A 16,237-nucleotide genomic window follows, 5' to 3' on the forward strand; every position below is an offset into this window, starting at 1 on the left:
GCGCGGGTGTTCGTGGTGATCAGGTTCCGGGTCGACGAGTCCGCGCAACCGGAGTTCGTGGTCCGGCTGGAGACGGCTGTCGAGGTGCTGTCGCGGCAGAAGGGCTTCGTCGCGGCCCGGACCGGGCGGAACGCCGACGATCCCGAACTGCTCGCGCTGAGTATGGAGTGGGAGAACATCGGCAGTTACCGGCGGGCGTTGTCGCCGTACGAGGTGAAAGTGGCGGCGGTCCCGCTACTCTCCCAGGCGATCGACGAGCCAACTGCCTACGACTCGCTCGAAGCGCCCTCCCTGCTGTAGCAGGTAGGTCGGCGGCGGATGCGACGTGGGGCGTGTCGGCCCGATAGCCTGGACCTTTCCCGTACGACCAACTGTGACACTTACTGGAGTCGAAAAGTGCCCGTGGATACCGTCGATGCCGTCGTCAGCCTCAGCAAGCGGAGAGGCTTCGTGTATCCGTGCGGCGAGATCTACGGTGGCACCAAGTCGGCCTGGGACTACGGACCGCTCGGCGTCGAGCTGAAGAACAACGTCCGGACCCAGTGGTGGCGGGCGATGGTGACGAGCCGTGACGACGTGGTCGGGCTGGACTCGTCGGTGATCCTGCCGCCCAAGGTCTGGGAGGCTTCCGGCCACCTGTCCGAGTTCGTCGACCCGCTGACCGAGTGCCAGTCGTGCCACAAGCGGTTCCGCGACGACCACCTGCGCGAGGACTTCGCCCGGCGGAAGAACCGCGATCCCGACGAGGTCAAGCTGGCCGAGATCGCCTGCCCGAACTGCGGCAACAAGGGCACCTTCACCGAGCCGCGGATGTTCAACGGCCTGCTGAAGACCTACCTCGGCCCGGTCGAGTCGGAGGAGGGCCTGCACTACCTGCGGCCCGAGACCGCGCAGGGCATCTTCATCAACTTCGCGAACGTGATGGGCACCGCCCGGAAGAAGCCGCCGTTCGGCATCGCCCAGGTCGGCAAGAGCTTCCGCAACGAGATCACCCCGGGCAACTTCATCTTCCGGACCCGCGAGTTCGAGCAGATGGAGATGGAGTTCTTCGTCGCGCCCGGCTCCGACGAGGACTGGCACGAGTACTGGTTGAAGCAGCGCTGGGACTGGTACGTCGACCTGGGCCTGAACCCGGACAACATGCGCTTCTACGAGCACCCGAAGGAGAAGCTCAGCCACTACTCGAAGCGCACCGTCGACATCGAGTACAAGTTCACCTTCGGCGGCAAGGACTTCGACGAGCTCGAGGGCATCGCGAACCGGACCGACTTCGACCTGTCCACGCACTCCAAGCACTCCGGCGCCGACCTGTCCTACTTCGACCAGGAGAAGGGCGAGCGCTGGACGCCGTACGTGATCGAGCCGGCCGCCGGCCTGACCCGCAACGTGCTCGCGTTCCTGCTCGACGCGTACACCGAGGACGAGGCACCGAACGCCAAGGGCGGCGTCGACAAGCGGACCGTACTGCGCTTCGACCCGCGACTGGCTCCCGTCAAGGCGGCCGTGCTGCCGCTGTCCCGCAACGCGGATCTGTCCCCGAAGGCGAAGGACCTGGCCGCCGAGTTGCGCAAGAGCTGGAACGTCGACTTCGACGACGCCGGTGCGATCGGCCGTCGGTACCGCCGCCAGGACGAGATCGGCACGCCGTACTGCATCACCGTCGACTTCGACACGCTCGACGACCAGGCCGTGACGATCCGCGAGCGCGACTCGATGAAGCAGGAGCGGGTGGCCCTGACCGAGGTGCCGGGGTACCTGGCCCAGCGTCTGGTGGGCTGCTGACGATGGTGAAGGCGACGGCACTGGGGCTGACCCTGCTCGGAACAATCTTTCTGAGTGGTTGTTCGGACGATCCGCCGTCGGCAGCCGACACCCCTGCGCCGTCCGCGCCGAGCGGGACCACCAGCGCGCCGATCCCGACGGCCTCTACCCCGACGCTGACCCCGCTGCCGAGGCCGACCAAGCCGTGGCCGACGCCGAAGGTCACCGGCACGCCCGAGTCCGACGCCCCGCTGGCTCAGCGGATCCGGTTCGCGATCTCGAAGGAAGCCCAGATCGCGGCCGGCAAGACGGCCAAGACGACGGTCACCTGCCCGGGGATCGACGACGCCGAGAAGCCCGGTATGCATGACCTGACCTGCACGGTGACGTATGCGGGCAAGTCGTACTCGGGGAAGCTGACCGTCGACGCGAAGCAGTACAGCGCGACGTACAAGTTCACCTCCGAGTCGGTCGCGATCGTCAAGGCCAAGGTCGTCGACGCGGTGCAGCGGACGGCGACCGGTGCGGCCAAGGTGACCTGCACGATGGATGATGTGACGGTGGTCAAGCACACTTCCGGGGGCATCGCCTGCGACGTCACCACGGTCGACAACGCGGTCCAGCCCTACAAGGCCCAGGTGTCCGGCGACGGTCGGGTCCTGGTCGCGAAACCATGATGCAGGTCTGATGCTCCAGCTGGGCAACCTCACGATCGACACCCCGGTGGTGCTCGCGCCGATGGCGGGGATCACCAACGCGGCGTACCGGCGGCTGTGCGCCGAGCAGGGCGCCGGGCTGTATGTCTGCGAGATGATCACCTCGCGCGGCATCGTCGAGGGCGACCAGAAGAGTCTCGACATGCTCACCTTCGATGAGCGCGAGACGGTCCGTTCGGTCCAGCTGTACGGCGTGGACCCGGTCTACATCGGCCGGGCGGTCGAGCTGCTCTGCGACCAGTACGGCGTGGCGCACATCGACCTGAACTTCGGCTGTCCGGTGCCGAAGGTGACTCGCAAGGGCGGCGGTGCGGCCCTTCCCTGGAAGCGGAATCTGCTCGGCGCGATCCTGCAGGCGGCGGTGAAGGCAGCCGGCCCGTACGACGTGCCCGTCACGATGAAGACCCGGATCGGCATCGACAGCGACCACCAGACCTACCTCGACGCCGGGCGGATCGCGGCGGACTCCGGCTGCGCGGCGATCGGCCTGCACGGGCGTACTGCGGCGCAGGCGTACTCCGGTCAGGCGGACTGGACCAAGATCGCCGAACTGGTCGAGCACACGTCGATCCCTGTGCTCGGGAACGGCGACATCTGGGAGGCCTCGGACGCGCTGCGGATGGTTGCGGAGACTGGGTGTGCCGGGGTCATCGTCGGGCGCGGGTGCTTGGGCCGGCCGTGGTTGTTCCGGGATCTCGCGGTGGCGTTCTCCGGTGGTGAGACGCTGAATCTGCCGACCATCGGCGAGGTCGCCACGGTGATGCGCCGGCACGGTGAGCTGCTCGCGGACCTGATGGGGGAGGACCGCGGTCTGCGCGACTTCCGCAAGCACGTTCCGTGGTACCTCAAGGGCTTCCCGGCCGGCGGCGAACTCCGCGCGGCCCTCGGCATGGTCGACTCCCTGGCCCGCCTCGACGAACTCCTGACCCAGCTCGATCCCACCGCCCCCTTCCCGGTCGCCGAACTAGGCGCCCCCCGAGGCCGCCAAGGCAGCCCCCGCGACCACGTCGTCCTGCCCTACGGCTGGTTCGACGACACCGACGGCCTCAACACCGACCTGACCGAAGCCGAACTAGGCGTCTCCGGCGGTTGACCGCGCCAGCGCCTAGTCTCAGACAATGGCGAGCAAGCCGGATGAGACGCGTGACGGGGTACCGCTGACGAACCTTGATCAGCCGCTGTTCGACGGGGCCGAGGCGACCAAGCGGGATCTGGTGGACTATCTCGACGCGGTCCATCAGCAGATCCTGGGCGGGCTGCGGGACCGGCCGCTGTCGGTGATCCGGGTGCGTCCCGGGCAGCCGGCTTTCATGCAGAAGAACGTTCCGAAGTACACGCCGGAGTGGGTGCGCACGGTACCGATGTGGGCAGAGGCATCGAAGCGCGAGGTGTCCTACGCGCTGTGCGATGACCGACGGACGTTGTTGTGGTTCGCGAATCAGCGGGCGGTGGAGTACCACCCGACCCTGGTCCGCGCCGATCGGTGGGATCGGGTCACGCACCTCGTACTGGATCTTGATCCGCCGGAGGGGGAGACGTTCCAGCTTGCCGTGCGGGCGGCTCTGTTGGTGCGGCAAGCGCTCGCGGAACTCGGGCTGGACGGAGCAGTGAAGACCAGCGGCGCCAAGGGCGTGCATGTCTATGTGCCGATCGACGATCAGGCGACGATCGAAGACGCGGCTGCTGCGACCCGTGCGATCGCGGCTCGGGCGGAGCGGATCGACCCGGCACTGGCGACGACGGAGTACGTCAAGGAGAACCGTGGCGGCAAGGTCTTCGTCGACTCGACCCGGGCCGGCGGAGCGACGGTGGTCGCGGCGTACAGCCCACGGGTGAGACCAGGGGCGTCGGTTTCGTACCCGATTGGTTGGGAGGACGTCGAGCAGGTTTCACCGCGCGACTTCACCATTCGTAGCGTGCCGGCGTTGCTCGGCGACAGTGATCCGTGGGCCGCCGCATTGCCCGCGCCCCAGACGTTGAGCGCCGAGCTGATCGAGGAAGGGCGAGCCATTCCGATCGCCCGGGTCGTGGCCATGCATGAGGGCAAACGCCGTGCCCGCGCCCGGCGCGAGGCGGAAGAAGCCGACTAGACGCCAGAGCTGGTCAGCCGGGAGCGGCTAGACGCCGACTTGGGCAGCGGGGAGTAGGGCGTCGAGTAGCAGGGATGCGGCTTCGCGGGCCCGTACGGCCGGTTCGTCGGAACCGGAGATCGCCGAGCGGGTGATCGCGCCTTCGCTGAGCAGGATCAAGTACTCCGCGAGCCGGGCCGGGGCAGGCGCACCGGCTGCTTCGGCCAGCTCGGTCAGGCGTTGCTGGAAGTCGGCTTTGTGCTGGTTCGCCAGCTCGGCCACGCGGGGTGAGACCGTGCCGAGTTCGCCGAACGAGTTGATGAACGCGCAACCGCGGTAGTCCGCCTGCTGGAACCAGGCGTGCAGGAAGTCGAAGGCCGCCAGGATGCGGTCCCTGGGCTCTGTGGTCGGGTCGACGTGCTCCGCGAGCATCGTCTTCCACAGCTCGTCGCGGTGCTTCAGGTACGCCTCGATCAGCGCGTCCTTGGAGGGGAACAGCTGGTAGAGCCGCTTGAGCGAGACACCGGAAGCAGTCCGGATCGCATCCATCCCGACCGCCTGCACGCCGCGCTCGTAGAACAACGAGTCGGCCGCGGCCAGCACCTGACGCTGGGCGGTCGCTGTGTCGATCGTCATACCGTCACCTTCCGGCTTGCGCGAGAACCATCGTTCTCCTACTGTAGTTCATACCGCGGGAGAACGCCCGTTCTCCCGCTCCTACCCCGCCAGAGGGAGAAGTCCGATGACCGTTCTCGAGCCCGCAGCCCAAGCCTTCGCCGACGCGACCGCCACGCCGCCGTTCCTCTTCCAGCTCCCGCCGGACGACGGCCGGAAGGCTGTCGACGAACTGCAGACCACCGACTATCCGAAGCTCCCCGTCGACGAGGAGTGGGTGACCGCCGCGGACGGCACCAAGGCCCGGATCGTCCGTCCGGCCGGGAGCACCGGGCCGCTGCCGGTGGTGCTCTACATCCACGGCGCCGGCTGGGTGTTCGGCGACGCTCACACCCACGACCGGCTGGTCCGCGAGTTGGCGGTCGGCGCCGGCGCGGCGGTGGTCTTCCCGGAGTACGACCGGTCCCCGGAGGCCCGCTACCCGCAGGCGCTCGAGCAGATCTACTCGGTCGCCCGCTGGATCGTTGCCTTGGGCAAAGACCATGGTCTGGACGTGACCCGGCTGGCGATCGCGGGTGACTCGGTGGGCGGCAACATGACGGCGGCGATCACTCTGCTGGCCAAGGAGCGCGGTGACGTGACCTTCCGGCAGCAGGTGCTGTTCTACCCGGTGACCGATGCGTCGTTCGACACCGCGTCGTACAAGGAGTTTGCCGTCGGCTACTACCTGAGGCTCGACGGCATGAAGTGGTTCTGGGACCAGTACACGACCGACGAGGCCGAGCGGAATCAGATCACGGCGTCCCCGCTCCGCGCCACGGTCGAACAGCTGTCCGGTCTGCCGACCGCGCTGGTCATCACCGGTGAAGCAGACGTACTGCGCGACGAGGGCGAGGCCTACGCGGCCAAGCTCCGCGAGGCCGGCGTCGCTGTCACCGCCGTCCGTTTCGGCGGCATCATCCACGACTTCGTGATGGTCGACGCCCTCCGCGACACCCAGGCTGCCAATGCCGCGATCGAGCTGGCCGTCAGCACCCTGCGCTCGGTCCTCAAGTAACTACGCGGAGTTCCGCGTACGCGGCGCCGAGTTTGTCCACTGTGTAGTGCGCGTTCAAGCCGCTCGGGTTCGGCAGGATCCAGACTCGCGTGGCGCCGATCATCCGATCTTGCTTACCCATCACGGCCTTGCGTTCGCCGAACCCATCCCGGTACGCCGTGACGCCGACCACCGCGAGCCACTCGGGTTCGTACTGCAGAACCTTCTCCACCAGGTGGTCGGCGCCGGCCGTGAACTCCGCCCGGGTCAACTCCTCGGCCCGGGCGGAAGGCCGATCCACGAGGTTGGTGATCCCCAGCCCGAGATCCAGCAGCTCACCTTGTTCTTCCGGCTTCAGCTGCCGCGGGGTGAAACCGGACAGATGCAGGGCCGGCCAGAACCGATTCCCTGGCCGAGCGAAGTGATGTCCGGTAGCCGCGGACACCAGCCCCGGATTGATCCCACAGAACAGAACCCGCAACCCAGGCACAATCAAATCCGGCAACTCTTGCATGCCCGCAAGAGTAAGGTCCGGCGCCTACAACGCGGCGTCAACCCTAGGTTGACGATCGGGGGTCGTCAACCTAGGGTTGACGCATGACTCCGGGACCTGACCTTCAGCAACTCATCGACACCATTCGTGCGGACGCCGGCAGTGACGACGTCCTCGACCAACTCGGCACCGCATCGACCGCCATCAGTGAGCTGAGCAGCACCACCGATGCCGCGCTCGGGTACTTCGTGGACCGGGCTCGCGGTGCGGGCAAGTCCTGGGTGGAGATCAGCGCCGTGCTCGGCGTCAGCAAGCAGGCGGCCCACAAGCGGTTCGCGGTCTCGTGGACCAGCCGCCCGGCCTTCGAGCACTACACCCCGCGGACTCGTTCAGTCGTGGAGGCTGCGACTGCGGTCGCCCGCGGGCGCAACCACTCATTCGTCGGAACCGAGGATCTGCTCCTCGCCTTCTACAGCCAGCCGGAGGCGCTCGCCACACAATTGCTGGTAGCCCACGGCTTGACCGACGAGGCGGTCGGCGTCGCCGTCGACGCCGTGCGGCCAGGCGGCGCCACACCTCTCGACGCGGAAGGCGCGGAGACGGCTGAGGAGACCCTTCCGCTGACCCCGCAGGGCTCCCACGTGTTGCAGGGAGCGGTGGCGGAAGCCTTGGCGCTCGGGCACAACTACGTCGGTACGGAGCACCTCCTGCTCGCGTTCTATCGCGACTCGGGCGGCGTCGCCACCAAGGTGCTGCAGGACCTCGGTCTGGACGAGCCCGTTGCCCGGGAGGCGGTCGTGGCGGCGCTGGAGCAGTTGATGCAGGGCAAGTAGCTTAGGCGGCATGCCTGATTGGTCTGTGCGTTTGTCCGAGCTCGCCGCGGAGATCGGGGTGCCCGGAGCGGTGCTCGGGATCTGGGTCGACGGCGAGCAGACGGTGGTGCCGTACGGCGTGCTCAGCCGGGCGACCGGCGTCGAGGTGACGGCGGACTCGGTGTTCCAGGTCGGTTCGGTGACCAAGACGTACACCGCGACGATGATCATGCAACTGGCGGCCGAGGGGCGGTTCGGTCTCGACGATCGCGTGGTCAAGTTATTGCCCGAGGCATCGATTGACGAGCGGATCACCGTCCGGCAGTTGCTCACCCATACGAGTGGGATCGACGGTGACGTCTTCACCGACACCGGCCGCGGCGACGACTGTGTCGAGCGGTACGTCGGGTTGCTGGCGACCGTGGATCAGCTGTTCGCACCCGGTACGGCGTACTCGTACTGCAACGCCGGGTTCGTCCTGCTGGGCCGGATCATCGAGGTGCTCGACGGGCGCAGCTGGGACGAATCCCTGCGGGCGCGGCTGATCGAGCCGCTCGGACTGCAGTCGACGGTGACGTTGCCGGAGGAGGCGATCCTGCATCGTGCGGCGGTCGGCCATCTCGGGACCGACGGTTCTCCTGTGACCACCTGGCAGTTGCCGAGAAGTCTGGGACCGGCCGCGCTGATCACGCAGAGCGCGGGGGACCTGTTGCGGTACGCGCAGCTGCATCTCGAGGACGAAAGCCTCGCGTCGATGCTGGAACCGCAGATCGCCTACCCGGGTGGTCGTGGCGGGGCCACCGACATCGGGCTCACCTGGCGGCTCTTCAACTGGTCCGGCCGCCGGATCCACGGTCATGACGGCGAGACGATCTCGCAGTTGGCCTTCCTGCGGATCGACCCGGAAGCGCGGCTGGCGTTCTGCCTGCTGACGAACTCGGCGAAGGCGCCGGCTCTCTTCGAGGCACTGGCAACGGAGGTGTTCACGCAGTACGCCGGGGTGGGGGTGCCGCCCGCGCCTCAGCCGGCGGACGTTGAGGTGGGAGACGAGCACCTCGGGCGCTACGAGCGGGCCAGTGTGGCAATCGAGGTACTACGGCGCGACGGCAAGCTGATCCTCGCCTACCAGGCAACCGGCGACCGCCTCGCCTTCGCGGAGGAACCGGTCCGCGAGTACGAACTACGCCCGACAGAACCCCTGGACGGCAACCACTTCGTCGCCAGAGACGACCCAGCTCAGCCCTGGACCCCCGTCAGCTTCACCCCCACCTACGTCTTCACCGCCGGCCGAGTCACCCCCCGCGTCTAACGATGGCGCTGCGGCCGGTGGATTTGGCGCGGGAGGCGGGGATCTCTGCTCAGTTGGTGCGGAACTATGAGGCCGCCGGGGTGCTGCCGCCTGCCGAGCGGACGGAGTCGAACTATCGCCGGTACGAGCAGGAGCACCTGGATGCGCTGCGCACCTATCGTGCGCTGGCGCCTGGGTTCGGTCCGGAGACGGCGACCGGGATCATGCGGGCAGTCCACGACGGGGACGTGCCGCTCGCACTCCGGTTGATCGACGCGAGCCACGCGGACCTGCACGAGCAGCGCGTCACGACGGATGCGGCGAGCGATGCGCTCGGTGCCGCGGCCGAGGAGTTTCTCGACCAGCCCGCAAGCTCCGGACCCGCGCTCCGAGTCGGTGAACTCGCAGGTCAGCTAGCGATTCGGACGTCGGCACTGCGGGTCTGGGAAGCGGCCGGCCTACTCACCCCGACCCGCGAGCCGGGCACGAACTACCGCCGCTATGCACCAGTCCAGATCCGGGATGCACGGATCATCCACATGCTGCGGCAGGGCCGGTACAGCTTCGATCAGATCAGGCCCGTCATCGAAGGACTCCGGCGGACCGGCAGCACCGAGGCGCTCCGGTCGGCAATTGCCGAACGCCGCGCCGCCCACGACCGCCGGACCCGCGCGATGCTGCACGGCTCGGCCCTCCTGCACAGCTACCTGGCCAAGCAGTGAGAAATCGCTCTAATTTGTTGGGGGAAGCGAGCTAACGTCGTCAGAGTGACTAGTGCCCCTGTCGATCTTCCCCGTAAGGCCGGCGCGCTTCGCGCCGCCGGATACGCTCCCCGTTCGATCAAGGCCGAGATCCGCGACAACCTGCTGCAGGAGTTGCGGGCCGGTCGTGACCCCTGGCCCGGCATCGTCGGGTTCTCCCGCACTGTGATTCCCCAGCTGGAACGCGCCCTGCTCGCGGGGCACGACGTAGTACTGCTCGGTGAGCGTGGCCAGGGCAAGACCCGGCTGCTGCGCACCCTGGTCGGGCTGCTCGACGAGTGGACCCCGGTGATCGAGGGCGCCGAGCTGCCCGAACACCCGTTGGACCCGATCACGCCGGCCTCGAAGCGACGGGCTGCCGAACTCGGCGACGACCTGCCGGTCGCCTGGCTGCACCGCAGCCTCCGGTACGCCGAGAAGCTCGCGACGCCCGACACCTCCGTCGGAGACCTGATCGGCGATGTCGATCCGGTCAAGGTCGCCGAGGGACGCAGCCTGGGTGACCCCGAGACGATCCACTTCGGGCTGGTGCCGCGGGCACACCGCGGCATCGTCGCGATCAACGAACTGCCGGACCTGGCCGAGCGGATCCAGGTCGCGCTGCTCAACGTGATGGAGGAACGCGACATCCAGGTCCGTGGTTACACGCTCCGGCTGCCGCTCGACGTGTTGCTGGTGGCAACGGCCAACCCGGAGGACTACACCAACCGCGGCCGGATCATCACTCCCTTGAAGGACCGGTTCGGCGCCGAGGTGCGGACTCACTATCCGCTCGACATCGACGCCGAGGTGGACGTCGTACGGCAGGAGAGCCACCTGACCGCGGAGGTCGGGGAGCCGTTGCTGGAGGTGCTCGCGCGGTTCGTACGGCATCTGCGGGAGTCCACCGCGATCGACCAGCGCTCGGGTGTTTCGGCCCGGTTCGCGGTCGCCGCTGCGGAGACTGTCGCCGCGGCTGCGTTGCGCAGGAGTGCGATCACCGGTGAGGAGCCGGCGGTCGCCAGGCCGGTCGATCTCGAGGCGGTTCCCGCTGTGCTTCGGGGCAAGCTGGAGTTCGAGCCAGGTGAGGAAGGACGCGAGACCGAGCTGCTCGAGTACTTGCTGCGCAGGTCCGTCGCCGACACGGCACGCGAGCGGTTCGCCGGGCTGGACCTGACGCCGCTGGCCGATGCCGTTGCTGCGGGCAACCTTGTGACCACGGGCGAGCGGATCCCCGGTCGCGACGTACTGGCTGCTCTTCCCGAGCTTCCCTTGCTGCATGACGTGGCGGCCCGGGCTGGTGTTGAGCCCGACGATTCACCTGGCCGTATCGCTGCGGCGGTCGAGCTCGCCCTCGAGGCCTTGTACTTGTCCAAACGGCTCGCCAAAGACGCCGACGACGACACCACGGTTTACGGAGTTTGACGTGACCGCCATACCGGAAGGCTGGGAGTACGGGCCCTGGCATGAGGGGCCGGATCCGCTGGCGCCGCCGGTGGATCTGCGGGATGCGCTGGACGAGCTCGGCCAGGACGTGATGGCCGGGTCGTCACCGCGGTCCGCGCTGGAGGAACTCCTCAGGCGAGGCACCCGGGACACCCAGGGCCTGGACGATCTGACCCGCAGGTTGTGGGAGCGCCGGCGCGAGATCCAGCGGCGGCACAACCTCGACGGCACGCTGCGGGATGTGCAGCGGTTGCTCGACGAGGCGCTCGAGGCCGAGCGGCATGAGTTGTTCCCGAACCCGTCCGACGATGCCCGGTTCCGTGAGGCGCAGCTGGACGCGCTGCCGGCGGGGACAGCGGCCGCAGTACGGGAGCTGGCCAACTATGACTGGCAGTCGTCGGAGGCGCGGCAGAAGTACGAGGAGATTCGCGAACTGCTCGGCCGCGAGTTGCTCGGGTCGCGTTTCGAGGGCATGAAGGAGGCCCTGGAGAACACGACGCCCGAGGACATCGAGCGGATCAACGAGATGTTGGCCGATCTGAACGCGTTGCTGGCCGCGCACGCCCAGGGGCGGCCGGAGATCGATGACCTGTTCAACGAGTTCATGGCGAAGCACGGCGAGTTCTTCCCGGAGAATCCCCGGAACGTCGACGAGCTGATCGACGTACTGGCGGCGCGGGCGGCGGCAGCTCAGCGGATGCTCAACTCGATGACACCCGAGCAGCGGGCCGAGCTGGCTCAGCTGTCGCAGCAAGCGTTCGGCGGCCCGCAGCTTGCTCAGCAGTTGGCGAATCTCGATGCGCAACTGCAAGCACTGAGGCCGGGGGAGGACTGGAGCGGGTCCGAGCGGATGAGTGGTGACGATCCGCTCGGCCTCGCGGAAGGTGCTCGGGCAATGTCCGACCTGGCAGAGCTTGATGCGCTGGCCGAGCAGCTTGCCCAGTCGTATCCGGGTGCCCGCTTGGAGGACATCGACCTTGATGCGCTGACTCGCCAATTGGGTGACGAGGCAACGGTCGATGCCCGCCGGTTGTCGGAGCTCGAGCGGCAGCTAAGGGATCAGGGCCTGTTGGAGCGTGCCCCCGACGGCTCGCTCCGGCTGTCCCCGAAGGCGTTGCGGCAGCTCGGTCAGACCGCGCTCTCCGACGTACTCCGGTCCGCGCGCGGTCAATCGGGCGAACGCGATTCCGCGTCGGCCGGCGCCGCCGGTGAGCTCAGCGGGTCTACGCGGGCGTGGCAGTTCGGCGACACCCAGCCGTGGGATGTGCCGCGCACAGTTCGCAACGCCGTACTCCGTACTGCGGGTGCCGGGCGAGGTGGCTCCGTGAAGCTGGACGTGGCGGACGTGGAGATCGCTGAGACCGAGCACCGGGCAAGAGCCGCGGTCGCGCTGCTGGTCGACACCTCCTGGTCGATGGTCCAGGAGGGACGCTGGTTGCCGATGAAGCGCACCGCACTCGCACTGCATCAGCTGATCTCGACCCGCTACCGCAACGACGCACTCCAGCTGATCACCTTCGGCCGGTACGCCGGGGTCGTGGAGCTCCCGCAGCTCATCGGAATGGAAGGCACCTGGGAGCAGGGCACGAACGCGCATCACGCGTTGCTCCTCGCGGGACGGCATCTGCGGAGGCATCCCGACGCCCAGCCCGTGGTCCTGATGGTGACCGACGGGGAGCCGACCGCGCACCTGGAGCCCGACGGCACGGCGGAGTTCGACTATCCACCCCGGCCGGCGACTCTCCGGAAGACGGTCTTCGAGGTGGACCGGCTGGCGAAACTCGGCGCTTCGCTCACGGTGTTCCGGCTTGGCGACGACCCGCGCCTGAACGCCTTCGTGGACCTACTGGCCCGACGCTCCGGCGGCCGCGTGATCGCTCCGGACGCGGACGGCCTCGGTGCAGCCGTAGTAGGCGACTACCTGAGAACCCGTCGCAGGCTCTAATCCGACCGGGCCCGAGAAATGGTGCCGGCGATGAGCAGCACACAGATGGCCGCGATCGCCGCGATCACGACTGGTACGCCGACCCGCGGGGCGGCGAGCGGTACCAGCGCGATCGCGGTGACGCCGCCCAGCACCGCAGCGGGCCGGAGTACCGGGCTCGTCACGATGGGCAGGTGCACAGCCCAGAGCAGCAGCAGGAACAGCCCGGCCGGGGCCGCGACGGCGTACGCGGTGACCATCGGGGAGATCTCCGGCGGGTGGGACGTCTGCTCGACTGCGACCTCCAGGCCGGCGCCGAGCGCGGCGAGCGCCGCGAACAGGCCGTAGTGGCCGTAGCCCCACAGATAGGAGCGGTGGCGGTACTCGGCCAAGCCCTCGCCGGCCGGTTCGAGGAAGTAGAGCCACCAGAGCGCGAAGAGCAGGATCAGCCCGGCTGCTGCGACACCGACGAGTGACCCACTGACGTCGGCCGTGGTGAGCGCATCCTGTACGCCGGTACTCGCGGCCAGAACGCTCTCCCCGAGCAGGATGATCGTGAACAGGCCGTACCGCTCCGCGATGTGGTGCGGGTGCCAGTTGGTGGCCCCTGTCCTCTCGGCCCACCGGGGCACCGAGATTTCGAGGATCGCCAGACCGATGAACAAGCTCAGCAGGACGGAGCTCGGCAGGTCGATCGTTTCGGCGAGCACGAGCCGAACCAGCCAGCCGAGCTGGAGGAGCGCGATGCCGCCGGCGTAGCGCAACGCCGTACGTCGGCGGGCCGGATCCTCGACGCCGGCCCTGATCCACTGGGCTACCAGGCCGACCCTCATGATCAGGTAGCCGAAGGTGACAGCGCGATAGTCGGAGTGATCAGCAGCCGCCGGTACTCCGGCCGCGAGCACGAGCACTCCGCCCATCTGCAGCATCGTCAGCAACCGGTAGGCGGCGTCATCGGTGTCGTACGACGAGGCGAACCAGGTGAAGTTCATCCACGCCCACCAGATCGCGAAGAACACCTGCAGGAACGAGACCAGCCCGGTCGCGGCGTGCCCCTCGGCGATGCTGTGCGCGAACTCGGCGGTGACCGCGGCGACCGCGACCACGAAGGTGAGGTCGAACAGCAACTCGAGCTGACTGGACGCGCGATGCGGTTCGTCGATCGGCCGGGCGGTCATCCGGATTCTGAGCCTGATGCCGGCTGCTGAAGGCAAGATCCACTCCTGTCGCGGTACGGGTTCCCGGCAGCTAAGACAGGACAGCAGCCCTCGATGTGACACGACCTGTCACAACGAGCGGGGCTGTCCTGTCTTAGCTGGTGACCGGCCGGCAACGGATGCCACCGGCGTACCGAGAGGGATGTCTTATGAAGATCGTGGTCATCGGTGGTACGGGGCTGATCGGGTCCAAGCTCGTGGCGAATCTGGGTGCGCTCGGCCACGAGATGCTGGCCGCGGCACCCAACACCGGGGTGAACACGATCACCGGTGAAGGACTGGCCGAGGCCCTGGACGGTGCGTCGGTCGTGATCGACGTGTCCAACTCGCCGTCGTTCGAGAACCAGGCGGTACTGGACTTCTTCGAGACCTCCACCGGCAACCTGCTGGCCGCGGAGGCGGTGGCCGGCGTCGGTCACCACGTCGCGGTCTCGATCGTCGGGACCGAGCGGATGCCCGAGAACGGCTACTTCCGGGCGAAGATCGCGCAGGAGAACTTGATCGAGAAGGGCTCGATCCCGTTCTCGCTGGTGCACGCGACGCAGTTCTTCGAGTTCGTCGGGCCGATCGCCGACACGTCCACCGTGGACGGCGTGGTGCGGATCGCGCCGGTGCGGTACCAGCCGATCGCGGGTGACGACGTCGCGAAGGCTGTCGGCCGGGCCGCGGTGGGGACCCCGCTGAACGGGCGTGTCGAGATCGCGGGCCCCGACCAGTACCAGATGGACGAGTTCTTCCGGATGGCACTGGCCACGCGCAAGGACCCGCGGGAGGTCGTCGCCGACCCGCACGCCACGTACTACGGGTCGCAGCTCGGCGAGCAGAGCCTGGTGCCGATCGGGCCGGCGGATCTCGGCGAGATCCACTTCCCCGACTGGCCGGGTCGCTTCGGCAAGTGACCTCGCTGGGGGTCATGACCCCTGCTGCTTGGCCGGTGGCAGAGAATGACCAGGTGGCTGATACCGACGATCTCGAACAGACCGCGGCGGCCTTCGCGGAGCTTCGCCCGCGGCTGTTCGGGATCGGCTACCGGATGTTGGGCAGCGTCACCGAGGCCGAAGACCTCGTGCAGGACGTCTGGTTGCGATGGCAGGGTACGGACCGGAGTACGGTCGACAACCCGGCCGCGTACCTCGCGACGACGACCACCCGGCTCGCCATCAACGCCACCAAATCGGCACGGGTCCGGCGGGAGACGTACGTCGGCCCGTGGCTGCCCGAGCCGGTCGACACCAGCGCGGACCCGTACCTGGGTGCGGAGCGGGCCGAAGCGCTGGAGTTCGCAGTACTGCTGCTGATGGAGCGGCTTTCGCCCAACGAGCGAGCCGCGTACGTGCTGCGAGAGGCGTTCGACTACCCCTACGGGCAGATCGCGGAGATCCTTCAGCTGAGTGAGGCCGCGGTGCGGCAGTTGGTCAGCAGGGCCCGCAAACACGTGGCCGCCGAGCGGCGGGCACCGGTCGCGGAAGCCGAGCAGCGCAAACTGCTGGAGGCTTTCGTGACCGCGGCCCGCTCCGGCGACCTGGCCGCGCTGGAGGAGTTGTTCGCGGCGGACGTGACGAGCGTCTCCGACGGCGGTGGCGCCGCCCGGGCCTCCAAGTTCCCGGTGGTCGGCCCGACCCGGGTGGCGAAGTACCTGCGCGCTTTCGCGAGCCGGTTCTGGGTCGGCGTCGAGGTGCGCTGGGCGACCGTGAACGGTCAGCCGTCCGCGCTGCTGAGCCGCGACGGCGAGGTGTTCACCGTGCTGATCATCGACGCGTCGGCCGAGGGCATCGACAAGGTGATGTGGATGATGAACCCGGCCAAGCTCACGGCTGTGTCCACCGCCTGATCAAACCTGGAGGCGGCCATGACCGACACCCACCACGGCGCTGGTGAGGTCGCTCGCCTGGTTGCCGACCTGCTGAGCGGCCAACCCAGTACCGAGGTGACTCTCGAACAGGTCAACGGCCGGACCGGCCTGGTACTGCGAAGGGCCGGCCGGGTGATCGCAGTGGTCAGTTTGAGTGTGGGCGGATCCGAGGTGACGGCAGTGTGGATCGTGCTCAACCCGGACAAGCTGACGAGCTGGAATCGCTGAGTGAGATGGTTAGCTCCCCGCTCGCAGGTTTCGTCGGGAT

17 protein-coding genes are annotated in these 16,237 nt (G+C 68.0%); 14 read left to right on the plus strand and 3 right to left on the minus strand.

Annotated elements, in window-relative coordinates:
- The 5 genes from VFG33_RS34680 to ligD form a co-directional block, all read left to right on the plus strand.
- The coding region (locus tag VFG33_RS34680; protein WP_325057247.1) for an antibiotic biosynthesis monooxygenase family protein at window positions 1–300 on the plus strand (300 nt) is incomplete at its 5' end.
- A 96-nt stretch (window positions 301–396) separates the two neighbouring features.
- Window positions 397–1,782 carry a glycine--tRNA ligase gene (locus VFG33_RS34685; protein WP_325057248.1) on the plus strand — a complete coding sequence of 462 codons (1,386 nt, stop codon included), beginning with the start codon at window positions 397–399 and terminating at the stop codon, window positions 1,780–1,782.
- Between the two features lie 2 nt (window positions 1,783–1,784).
- Window positions 1,785–2,438 (plus strand): hypothetical protein, encoded by a 654-nt coding sequence (locus VFG33_RS34690; protein WP_325057249.1) that lies wholly within the window; start codon window positions 1,785–1,787, stop codon window positions 2,436–2,438.
- A 10-nt stretch (window positions 2,439–2,448) separates the two neighbouring features.
- Window positions 2,449–3,570, plus strand: coding sequence for a tRNA dihydrouridine synthase DusB (gene dusB, locus VFG33_RS34695; protein ID WP_325057250.1), 1,122 nt, complete (start codon window positions 2,449–2,451; stop codon window positions 3,568–3,570).
- 25 nt (window positions 3,571–3,595) lie between these two features.
- On the plus strand, window positions 3,596–4,567 hold the full coding sequence (gene ligD / locus VFG33_RS34700) for a non-homologous end-joining DNA ligase (RefSeq protein WP_325057251.1): 972 nt from the start codon (window positions 3,596–3,598) through the stop codon (window positions 4,565–4,567).
- A 27-nt stretch (window positions 4,568–4,594) separates the two neighbouring features.
- On the opposite strand, the gene VFG33_RS34705 is transcribed toward ligD, so the two are convergent.
- Entirely contained in the window at window positions 4,595–5,182 is a 588-nt protein-coding gene (locus VFG33_RS34705; protein WP_325057252.1) for a TetR/AcrR family transcriptional regulator, read from the minus strand.
- A gap of 106 nt (window positions 5,183–5,288) precedes the next feature.
- Here VFG33_RS34705 and VFG33_RS34710 point away from each other — a divergent pair, with 106 nt between their 5' ends.
- A complete protein-coding gene (locus tag VFG33_RS34710) occupies window positions 5,289–6,218 on the plus strand; it encodes an alpha/beta hydrolase (RefSeq protein WP_325057253.1) in 930 nt (309 codons plus the stop codon).
- Here VFG33_RS34710 and mug read toward each other — a convergent pair.
- Window positions 6,211–6,711, minus strand: a complete 501-nt coding sequence (gene mug / locus VFG33_RS34715; protein ID WP_325057254.1) for a G/U mismatch-specific DNA glycosylase — start codon at window positions 6,709–6,711, stop codon at window positions 6,211–6,213. The genes VFG33_RS34710 and mug overlap by 8 nt on opposite strands.
- Before the next feature lie 83 nt (window positions 6,712–6,794).
- On the opposite strand from mug, the gene VFG33_RS34720 reads away from it, so the two are divergent.
- The 5 genes from VFG33_RS34720 to VFG33_RS34740 are packed head-to-tail and all read left to right on the plus strand — an operon-like array spanning window position 6,795 to window position 12,921.
- On the plus strand, window positions 6,795–7,523 hold the full coding sequence (locus VFG33_RS34720) for a Clp protease N-terminal domain-containing protein (RefSeq protein WP_325057255.1): 729 nt from the start codon (window positions 6,795–6,797) through the stop codon (window positions 7,521–7,523).
- Between the two features lie 10 nt (window positions 7,524–7,533).
- Window positions 7,534–8,811: a serine hydrolase domain-containing protein gene (locus VFG33_RS34725; RefSeq protein ID WP_325057256.1), complete on the plus strand. Its 1,278-nt coding sequence runs from the start codon at window positions 7,534–7,536 to the stop codon at window positions 8,809–8,811.
- A gap of 2 nt (window positions 8,812–8,813) precedes the next feature.
- The gene (locus VFG33_RS34730) at window positions 8,814–9,512 is read left to right on the plus strand and encodes a MerR family transcriptional regulator (protein WP_325057257.1); all 699 of its coding nucleotides are present in this window, start codon (window positions 8,814–8,816) and stop codon (window positions 9,510–9,512) included.
- Window positions 9,513–9,557: 45 nt separating this feature from the next.
- The gene (locus VFG33_RS34735; RefSeq protein ID WP_325057258.1) at window positions 9,558–10,955 is read left to right on the plus strand and encodes an ATP-binding protein; all 1,398 of its coding nucleotides are present in this window, start codon (window positions 9,558–9,560) and stop codon (window positions 10,953–10,955) included.
- Between the two features lies 1 nt (window position 10,956).
- Window positions 10,957–12,921: a VWA domain-containing protein gene (locus VFG33_RS34740; RefSeq protein WP_325057259.1), complete on the plus strand. Its 1,965-nt coding sequence runs from the start codon at window positions 10,957–10,959 to the stop codon at window positions 12,919–12,921.
- Here the strand turns inward: VFG33_RS34740 and VFG33_RS34745 are convergent.
- Window positions 12,918–14,114, minus strand: coding sequence for a low temperature requirement protein A (locus VFG33_RS34745; RefSeq protein WP_325057260.1), 1,197 nt, complete (start codon window positions 14,112–14,114; stop codon window positions 12,918–12,920). The genes VFG33_RS34740 and VFG33_RS34745 overlap by 4 nt on opposite strands.
- Before the next feature lie 152 nt (window positions 14,115–14,266).
- Between VFG33_RS34745 and VFG33_RS34750 the strand changes: the two genes are divergently transcribed.
- Genes VFG33_RS34750 through VFG33_RS34760 form a run of 3 tightly spaced genes read left to right on the plus strand, consistent with a single transcriptional unit; the run spans window position 14,267 to window position 16,197 of the window.
- On the plus strand, window positions 14,267–15,016 hold the full coding sequence (locus tag VFG33_RS34750) for an SDR family oxidoreductase (protein WP_325057261.1): 750 nt from the start codon (window positions 14,267–14,269) through the stop codon (window positions 15,014–15,016).
- Between the two features lie 53 nt (window positions 15,017–15,069).
- Window positions 15,070–15,948 carry an RNA polymerase sigma-70 factor gene (locus tag VFG33_RS34755; protein ID WP_325057262.1) on the plus strand — a complete coding sequence of 293 codons (879 nt, stop codon included), beginning with the start codon at window positions 15,070–15,072 and terminating at the stop codon, window positions 15,946–15,948.
- Window positions 15,949–15,966: 18 nt separating this feature from the next.
- Window positions 15,967–16,197: a sigma-70 family RNA polymerase sigma factor family protein gene (locus tag VFG33_RS34760; protein ID WP_325057263.1), complete on the plus strand. Its 231-nt coding sequence runs from the start codon at window positions 15,967–15,969 to the stop codon at window positions 16,195–16,197.
- Window positions 16,198–16,237 lie beyond the last annotated feature (40 nt).

The organism is Kribbella sp., assembly GCF_035687465.1.
Lineage (GTDB): Bacteria > Actinomycetota > Actinomycetes > Propionibacteriales > Kribbellaceae > Kribbella.

Bases quoted from the DNA above. Each gene is read 5' to 3' on its own strand.
- VFG33_RS34690 (WP_325057249.1), top strand. From the start codon at position 1,785: ATGGTGAAGGCGACGGCACTGGGGCTGACCCTGCTCGGAACAATCTTT.
- dusB (WP_325057250.1), top strand. From the start codon at position 2,449: ATGCTCCAGCTGGGCAACCTCACGATCGACACCCCGGTGGTGCTCGCG.
- ligD (WP_325057251.1), top strand. From the start codon at position 3,596: ATGGCGAGCAAGCCGGATGAGACGCGTGACGGGGTACCGCTGACGAAC.
- VFG33_RS34705 (WP_325057252.1), bottom strand. From the start codon at position 5,182: ATGACGATCGACACAGCGACCGCCCAGCGTCAGGTGCTGGCCGCGGCC.
- VFG33_RS34710 (WP_325057253.1), top strand. From the start codon at position 5,289: ATGACCGTTCTCGAGCCCGCAGCCCAAGCCTTCGCCGACGCGACCGCC.
- mug (WP_325057254.1), bottom strand. From the start codon at position 6,711: ATGCAAGAGTTGCCGGATTTGATTGTGCCTGGGTTGCGGGTTCTGTTC.
- VFG33_RS34720 (WP_325057255.1), top strand. From the start codon at position 6,795: ATGACTCCGGGACCTGACCTTCAGCAACTCATCGACACCATTCGTGCG.
- VFG33_RS34725 (WP_325057256.1), top strand. From the start codon at position 7,534: ATGCCTGATTGGTCTGTGCGTTTGTCCGAGCTCGCCGCGGAGATCGGG.
- VFG33_RS34730 (WP_325057257.1), top strand. From the start codon at position 8,814: ATGGCGCTGCGGCCGGTGGATTTGGCGCGGGAGGCGGGGATCTCTGCT.
- VFG33_RS34750 (WP_325057261.1), top strand. From the start codon at position 14,267: ATGAAGATCGTGGTCATCGGTGGTACGGGGCTGATCGGGTCCAAGCTC.
- VFG33_RS34760 (WP_325057263.1), top strand. From the start codon at position 15,967: ATGACCGACACCCACCACGGCGCTGGTGAGGTCGCTCGCCTGGTTGCC.